Origin of the sequence: Mucilaginibacter pineti, assembly GCF_900101875.1 — a bacterium.
GTDB classification, from domain to species: domain Bacteria; phylum Bacteroidota; class Bacteroidia; order Sphingobacteriales; family Sphingobacteriaceae; genus Mucilaginibacter; species Mucilaginibacter pineti.
The window spans coordinates 336,574-344,870 of the sequence record NZ_FNAI01000007.1; the positions used below are offsets into that span (position 1 = coordinate 336,574).

Below are 8,297 nucleotides of genomic sequence, written 5' to 3' on the forward strand. Positions count from 1 at the left end.
AAACATTATAGAAAATGAAAAGTAAGAGATTTCAATCAGGCCTATACATGCTGTTATGCTGTATGGTTGCCATTATATATTTCGGCGGATGCAAAAAGGATAACAGCGGTGCGGCTCCCCAGATTACCCGGGTAAGAACGGTTGCCAAGGATACCGTCATTAATAATGTAATCCAGCGTATAACGCTTGATTCAAGCATCGCCATAACCACCACCCGAAGCATAAAGCAAGATTCTACTGTAATTTCAGGTGGGTTAAACGGCTTATATGCTATTTTAGGCCAGCATTTAGCCACTACAACAGCAGTGAATTTTAACGGGCAATCCGCTTATTTTAACCCCGCGCTGGTTACCGACAACAGTATTATCGTATCGATACCACTTGATGCGCCTTGGGGAGCGGGGGTATCCAACACGTTAACGGTAGTTACAAAATACGGCAGCGTGAGTGTTCCGTTTACCATCCTGCAGCCTGCACCTGTCATTACCTCTTTCACGCCTTTGTACGCGTCGGCCGGAGATATCATTACCATAACCGGTACCACCTTTAACGGAGTAAGCGCGGTGAAGATCGGTGCAACAGCTGCCGAAATTGTTGGTACGCCAACCCCTACTCAAATACAAATCAAGGTTCCTTCGGGCGATGTGCAGGGCTTTTTAACCGTTACAACTCCTGGCGGTACAGCCACTTCGCCTATGGCATATGGATTTAAACTTGTGGTATATGACGATGTACTTGCCAATGGCTGGTGGGTTGGCGGATGGGGTGGTGGTGATCACCCTATATTCGACAATACATCACCGGTATTAAGAGGTAACCATTCTGTGGCCGTAACTTACACCGGCGGTTATGCCGGCTTTCAGATAGGGAACGGAGGAGCGTCTATAAGCCTGACCGGAATGACTGCAATTAAAATATCAATTTACGGCGGCCCCGGCACAACGGGGAACATACTCCGTATTTCCATTGTGGGGCCCGATAAGAACGGCCATATGGTAAGCAACACCAACACTCCGCCGGACGGGGTTAACGTCAGTATTACGGAAGGCAAATGGCAAACATTTACTATCCCGCTCAGCCAGTTCGGTACTGGCCCTGTTGAAGTACAGCAGATCATCGTTCAGGAACTCAGCGGAGTTTCACCCGAAACGATTTATATTGATGACATCGGTTTCATATAAAACCGAAGCCGCCTGAACGGGTTTTTACCAGCTGTTCAGGCGGCTTAAATTTTTAACTGATCCCCCCTAATCTTAATTTATGCTTAATAAATCTCACCTAATAAATAAAATAAAGCAGGTCAGTATATTGACAATAGTTATTTTAACCTTTAAAATTAACAAAAGCAATGCCCAGGCTGCTGTTCAGGATTCATCCAACACCTACAGCTTAATCTGGCACGATGAATTTGACGGCGACGGCGTTAACCCGTTACTGTGGAACTTTGAAACCGGAAACCTTGGCACAAACCATGAAAAGCAGTTTTACAAAGCTGAAAATGCGACCGTAAAAGATGGTTTTTTAGTTATAACTGCAAAAAAAGAAAGTGTGCAGGGGCAGCCTTACATTTCGGCCAGGTTAAACACCAAAGGGAAATTTGCAATACCTAATGGACGGATCGAAGCTTACCTGAAATGCCCCATGGGTAAAGGGTTATGGCCCGCCTTCTGGATGCTTGGCAATAATATAGACGAAGTTGGGTGGCCGAAATGTGGGGAAATAGATATTATGGAACATGTTAATGCTGACAGTATTGTATACGGAACAATCCATTGGGACAAAAACGGCCATGAAATGTATGGGATCAAAGCAGCTACCACTCCTGGCGACTTTCACTTATATGCAGTGGAATGGGATAAGAATGAAATAAGATGGTATGTCGACAAAATCAAAATCGGTGTTTTCAGCATTAAAAACGGGATAAATAACACAGGTGTGTTTCGCCAGCCGTTTTATATTCTTTTAAATTTTGCCGTTGGAGGCGATTTTCCCGGTAGGAATACGCCAATAGACGAAAGCCTGATCCCGGCTAAGATGGAGATAGACTATGTTCGGGTTTATGAGATTATTCCCAGGGTTAAATAAATAGGGTACCAGCTTACTTTTTTGAATGACAAGAGTATTTATAGTCGCTAAAAAATAATCCGTAACTATCTGGTTTGTAATGAGTTATTTTAGACTGGGTAACCGGAGCAGGATCGAATAGTTAAGTGTTTGTATTTCAGTGCTTGCTGCTATATCTTATAAATCAATAAGTCCTGTAGGAAAATAAAAAAGCCTTGAAAGTTCTTGATTCTCAATAGAGAAGTTCGAACTTCAAGGCTTTTTACTTGAAAAGTAGAGTTGAGCGGCAAAACTTCGACCCGTTATAAAGATATATATGCGGTAATGGATGCAAAAGGCCTGTATCAAAATAATTTCTCTTCTAATAAGTCTTTCCAAACGATATAGCCTTTATGATCATTTGTGTAATTATTTACGATGTGACTAAATTGCTCAGGATTAGTTTTGAGACAGTGCTGTCTTGTCGTGCGGATTTGCATCAGCAGTCCATCTATCTTAGTTTGCCGTGACTTGGTTTAGTACCCGGCTTTTTTTAATACATCCTCTATTTTTGTAATTTTTAGATTGAACTATAATTCGTCATACAATGCTAGTTAACCAATCTGTCATAGCCGATATTCAAGCCATTATTCATGATGCTAAAGACAAGGCGATTACGTTGGTTGACCATGAGCGTACATTAATGTATTGGCAAATAGGGCAACGCATTTTCGAGGAGGAACAACAAGGGAAAGACCGGGCGGATTATGGCAATTACCTCACTAAATTTATTGCTGATCAATTAGAGCCGAAATACGGTAGTGGATTCTCGAAACGGCAGATAGAATTATTTCGCCAGTTTTACCGCACATTCCCAATGCGAATACACTGTATTCGCAATTGAGCTGGAGCCAATATAAAGTCGTAATCCGGCTTGATAGTCAAGATTCACGCGATTTTTATATAGCGGAAACTATAAAGAACAATTGGACGGTGCGCCAATTAGAACGGCAAATCCATAGCAGTTTGTGGGAAAGGTAGTTAACGGGCAATGACAAAGATAGCGTATTGGCTGTGGCTCGAAATGAAAAGCAACCATCCGATGCTAAAGAGATAATTAAAGATCCTATGTACCTTGAGTTTTTAGGTTTACACCGCGAAGCATCTTATTATGAAAAAGATCTGGAGCAAGCTATTATTACACATTTGCATGATTTTCTATTAGAAATGGGTAATGGGTTCGCATTTGTAGCAAGGAAAAAGAGGCTGCATATTGAAGGCGATGAATTTTTCATTAACCTTGTTTTCTACAACCGGCTTCTACAATTCTTTGTAGTTATAGAAATAAAGACCACAAAATTCACCCGTCAGGACATTGGTCAGCTATAGATGTATGTAAACTACTATGACCGGTATGAAAAGAAAAACTTTGAAAATCCCACCATCGGCATTCTATTATGTGCAGAAAAGAAAAATGCGGTTGTAAAAATTTCCTCCCGAAAGATAACAAAACCATTTTTGCTAGCGAGTATAAATTGTATTTACCTACCGAACAGCAATAAATTGAAGAAGTCAAAAAAAAGATTGAAAAGCGGGGTTAAGACTCTTGAAATATCCATGCCACACTAAAAGCCGAGCTGATGTAAGGAAATCAACCAGAACCGATTTATAGATAAGCGGAGTGTTTTTAAAGGGTTTCGGTTTTGTCCAAACCAAAATAGGCATTCGTGAAATAAATCAATTTAAGGGTTAACCACCATGCCCAGGCTGTCAATGAAAGAATCATAGTCTCCTACAATTTTGATAATCTCAAAATTGGCGGGTAATAGCGTCGTGCTTTCGAAAAAGACTCGGTTCCCTGCAACATGCTGTTCAAATGCGGACAAAAAAGAGGATTTTCCTGTGCCATAGGCACCGATCAAATTAATTGAACGAATGCCGGAACGGTAATTTGAGGCAATGGCGTCAAATACCGCTTGAACATTTGACGTTATAAAATAATCCGAAAGGTCGATTGGTCGCAGGGCGATATTAACCGATGGTGAAAAATTACTGTTCATAATAACCCTCCAATATTTCCCAACGGTCTAAAGTGTTTGTTATTTGTAATACGCGGTTGCCAGCCGTTTCGCTAAAAGTGATAGACTCGCGGTAATCGGCAGCCAAGTCCTGCAACCGGCGCTCCAGAGCGCGTTCGCTGAATCGAAAAACGGAACCAGGTGAGCCAGGTGCTTCCAAGAGGTCATTGAAACCAATGGTACGTGGCGTTTCTCCGAAACGATCAAGGATCGCAAATAATAATAATTCGTCCGGCAGATCCGGCTGTTCCTGCCGCGCAACCCGGTACCATTGTACGTTCCTTCCCTCGGTGTTTTCTTTATAATATACCGTAATCAGATTTAGGTCTATAAGCAGGTTGGCGGTTTCATCTTCCAGATCCGCTTTGCCGTCATTCGATCTGACATAGGTGCGAAGGAAGACCGTCGCATCCGACTCATACGTCTTATCACTAAATAGCCTGATGTCTTCGCCTTCTGTCTTCCTTTTTAAAAATGCGATCAAATGGTCTTTCGTGAATTCGGTGCGTTCTTTGGTGAACTCATTAAAAAAACTGTGGAAAATAAATACCTTTTCCCTGCTGACAATCGCATATTGCAATAACCATAAGGACGCGGTATCCTCCAAGAACGGATCTACTCCTCCAAATAAAAAGTCACCTAAGCGCGTTGTGTTTTGTGCATCACGATCATAGACATCAAAGCCTCTTAGCCAAAAATTGATCGCCGTAACCATATTCCTCCCTACACCCAACCGCACAACAGCTTCGTTGACAGAACTATCGCCAGGCAGCTGCATAAGGTCGTAACCTTTCTTTAGCCAAAATGATCGGCAAACAAATGTTTCATGACCTGAAAATCCGATCTTCATTTTTTATAAACGTTAAAATAAAAAAGGAGCAAAAGCCCCTTACCCATCATTTAGTAAATTAAAGAATTTGAAATTTACCCCATTTAGTGATGTGTTTTTAATATGTACAAACTTATCCAATATAGTGAAATATACACTAATTATTTTATGCACATTCATCGACCAAGAAATGATCTCGACAACAAAAAATACTTTTGGAATGCACATTTTGAGTTTTTACGATAACTGTAAGCGTCAAAAATGGAGTTAGTAACTAACTGTATTTTGGCCACACAATTCCCAACTGCGGCCACCTTTTTGCTAAAAAATCCGTATCTTTATTTAAGCCAAAAGAAAAGCTAAAAACCGTTAACAATACGTTAACAGAAAAAAGAAAGGCAGTCACGATCTAACGTAACTGCCTGTTTCTGAGGTAGCGGGAGCAGGACTCGAACCTACGACCTTCGGGTTATGAGCCGTAATTAAAGAATTGGTATTTTAATAAAGTCTTTTCGTTTGCAACTTGCATTCAATCAAGTAATTACTGGGTTTTTTGAATCGCATTTTGTATCTTTACTATTAGCAAGAGCAACTATAGATTTTGTTAACAATACGTTAACAGAAATGAAAAAGCCTGCTACGATCTCTCGTAACAGGCTGATTTCCAAGTAGAGTCGAGCGGCAAAAGTTCTAACTTTCATGGTGATATTGAGGCTATTGTAGATGCTAAAGACCTGTATCAAAATAATTTCTCTTCTAACAAGTCTTTCCAAACGATAAACCCTTTATGATCATTTGTATAATCATGTACGATGCGACTAAATTGTTGAGGATTAGTTTCAAGATATCGCTGTCTGCCATTTGTTCGTATCTGTCCAAGCAGTCCATCTATCCGCTTTGTACTTCTTTCAAGTTCATAAATTGATTTAGCAATATGCCATATATAAGTAGCCTCTTCGGTATCCAGAGTTTCCCAAACCAAGTGGTACTGATTATTCCCCGACAGCAAGAACACAAATGAAAAGGGCTCTAATACAAAACGGAGCTTTAATATAGATCGTTCATGTTTTTGGGAAAGGTAACGGAGATGACGATGATGCTTATACTGCTTAAGAGCCAGTATGTTTTCCAGCAGATCATCCTCGTTTGTATAAATCAATTGTTCACTGCCGCCTTGCACTTGCCCGACATCCAATAGATTTTCTTCACCTGCCGGGATGCCTTTAATGATTTCTTTATTTAAGAACCGGAACTTTACACTTTCAATGACTTCGCGGTTTATTTTATCAAGATCACTGGAGGATGCTGATTTAAATACCAGCCTGTTATGCTGGAATGTGGCCCGGATGTTTACAAATACCGTTGTGTTTTTGAGAAACCGGATAAAATATGGTTTAAGTACGGTAAACTCTGGCCTGACATTGAGATTCTCTATTTCAAACTCAACTTTTTTATTATTAAAAGCAGCTATGAGATGTTTAAAAGCAATACTGCCAAATTTAAATTCCAATTGTTCGATGGGCACTTCAATTTTCTCATTTATTTGACCGCTTACTATTTCACTTTCATCTATCGGATTTGTTAGGCCACTTTGATCGAGCTTTTTATAATACTGGTTTCTCTTTTGAAACAGTCTTTCCAGGTAGCTGATCTTGTGATCGCGATAATCGTAAATTACAGGTGATACTTCTGATCGTTGCACTCTGCCGATATATTGAATGAGCTTACCCTCAAAAGCGAATGGATAAACTAAGAACAAGCATTCTATATTTTGAACATCAGTTCCTTCACCAAAATACTGGCCCGTTGTAATCAGCACCTGAAAGTCGCCTTTATTTATGGCTGCCCATTTAGACTTTTTACTTAAGTCAGAATCTTCGCCACTTAATGCAATGGTATCGTAATGCTGTTTTAAATATTGTTGTAGAGAAGTGATGTGCTCTTTCCGCTCCGTGATGATAACAGCTTTCTTACCGGTATTTAGCTGTGAAACCACATCATTTAAAATAAGTTGATTCCTTGCTGAATCATGGATTAAAATCTTAAAAAGTGTTTCGAACTTATCTGTTTTGGTGTTGAAGGGAACAAATAGGTCGGTATCCCTAATGATGACTTGTGTCCCTGTTTGATTCTGTACATCTGGTGCTTTAACCTCATGGATAATTTCGCCCAAATGAATAAATATTAACTTACCATCGTTATACTTTCTAAATGGTGTAGCGGTAAGCCCGTACATATAGTAACTGTTCAATTTTCCAATAACTCTTTGGTATGTTTCCGCAGGCACATGGTGGCATTCATCAATAATAACGGTACCAAAAGCATTTATTAGTTCTGTGGCTTCCGTAGATTCCAAAGCTTTTTCCATACTTTGGATCATTGCTACAGTAATGTGTTTACCGGGCTTGTTCTTTCCTTGCCCGATACGTCCAATATCCTTCTTAGGAATCCCCAGGAATGATTCTATACGTTCCATCCATTGGTCTGCCAACTGTTTGCGGTGAACTAAAATGAGGGCTGGTTGCTGCTTGTCTTTTATAATAGCCAAACTCAATACCGTTTTCCCGGAACCTGGCGGAGCGACAATAATTCCGAAATCTTTTTTAGCGGCAGCTTGTTGCGCAGGTAACTGATACTCACGTAATGCTATAGAGCCTTTAAAACTAATTGGTTCTGCTTTCCCTCTTTGATCTTCGAGTGTATAATCAATTTGCTGCTCTTTACAAAAACGTAATAATCTACCAATAAATCCACGGGGAATTGAAATAGACCCAGCGGTTTCATTCAATAGCTTAAAGTAACGCTTAACACCAAATGTGTTTTTATTAATGTTCTTTTTTACTTGATATTCATTGTTTGCAAAGTTTAGCTCTTCTTTCAGAAAACTAACAAGTGGAACTGGCAAGCCAATGCGGCTAATGTGAATCTCATTATTTAATGCAATTGTCAGCTTTTCCGCAGTAGGCTGTTCCTTTTGAAATAGTCCGGTTGAAAGTTCGTCGTGATCGGTTTGTTCTTTGTAGATGTAATTGAGTTGGCTTATCGTTATCCTATTAATCGTCTTTAAAAACACCCATTGGTCATCAAAGGGCTGTAAGGTTTCAGGATCAATGAAACTGCTATTGCCATCACTTAAGCTCGTTTTGTTTAAGGGTAAAGCAATAAGATTCCCCAAGCCCTTTTTTGAATGGTAATCCTGATTGGGGAAAAGACGGTCGAAACTTGAGTTTTTATCGAACACCGAAATTAAGTTGGAAGTTCCGGGCATATGTTACACCCTATTCCGTGGCAAAATTGACCACCTCTTTGCTGGCATAGAAGTGCAGCAAATGCTAAGAAAGCATAAC

The 8,297-nt window shown here is 40.1% G+C and carries 5 protein-coding genes and 2 pseudogenes; 4 read left to right on the forward strand and 3 right to left on the reverse strand.

The window, feature by feature from the left end; all coding sequences use genetic code 11:
• Nucleotides 1-14 precede the first annotated feature (14 nt).
• The 4 genes and pseudogenes from BLS59_RS16905 (at nt 15) to BLS59_RS32280 (ending at nt 3,672) form a co-directional block, all read left to right on the forward strand.
• Nucleotides 15-1,181 carry an IPT/TIG domain-containing protein gene (locus tag BLS59_RS16905; RefSeq protein ID WP_091150723.1) on the forward strand — a complete coding sequence of 389 codons (1,167 nt, stop codon included), beginning with the start codon at nt 15-17 and terminating at the stop codon, nt 1,179-1,181.
• A 79-nt stretch (nt 1,182-1,260) separates the two neighbouring features.
• The gene (locus tag BLS59_RS16910) at nt 1,261-2,085 is read left to right on the forward strand and encodes a glycoside hydrolase family 16 protein (protein WP_091150725.1); all 825 of its coding nucleotides are present in this window, start codon (nt 1,261-1,263) and stop codon (nt 2,083-2,085) included.
• A 565-nt stretch (nt 2,086-2,650) separates the two neighbouring features.
• Nucleotides 2,651-3,084: pseudogene (locus BLS59_RS32275) on the forward strand (DUF1016 N-terminal domain-containing protein).
• Nucleotides 3,085-3,171: 87 nt separating this feature from the next.
• Nucleotides 3,172-3,672, forward strand: a pseudogene (locus BLS59_RS32280) (PDDEXK nuclease domain-containing protein).
• 113 nt (nt 3,673-3,785) lie between these two features.
• On the opposite strand, the gene BLS59_RS16920 reads toward BLS59_RS32280, so the two are convergent.
• The 3 genes from BLS59_RS16920 to BLS59_RS16930 all read right to left on the reverse strand — a co-directional run bounded on the left by BLS59_RS16920 (nt 3,786) and on the right by BLS59_RS16930 (nt 8,218).
• Complete coding sequence (locus BLS59_RS16920; protein WP_091150726.1) at nt 3,786-4,103, reverse strand: hypothetical protein; 318 nt, start codon at nt 4,101-4,103, stop codon at nt 3,786-3,788.
• On the reverse strand, nt 4,093-4,971 hold the full coding sequence (locus tag BLS59_RS16925; protein WP_091150728.1) for a DUF4007 family protein: 879 nt from the start codon (nt 4,969-4,971) through the stop codon (nt 4,093-4,095). Before BLS59_RS16925 ends, BLS59_RS16920 begins: the two co-directional genes overlap by 11 nt.
• 718 nt (nt 4,972-5,689) lie before the next feature.
• The gene (locus BLS59_RS16930) at nt 5,690-8,218 is read right to left on the reverse strand and encodes a DEAD/DEAH box helicase (protein ID WP_091150729.1); all 2,529 of its coding nucleotides are present in this window, start codon (nt 8,216-8,218) and stop codon (nt 5,690-5,692) included.
• Between the last annotated feature and the right edge of the window lie 79 nt (nt 8,219-8,297).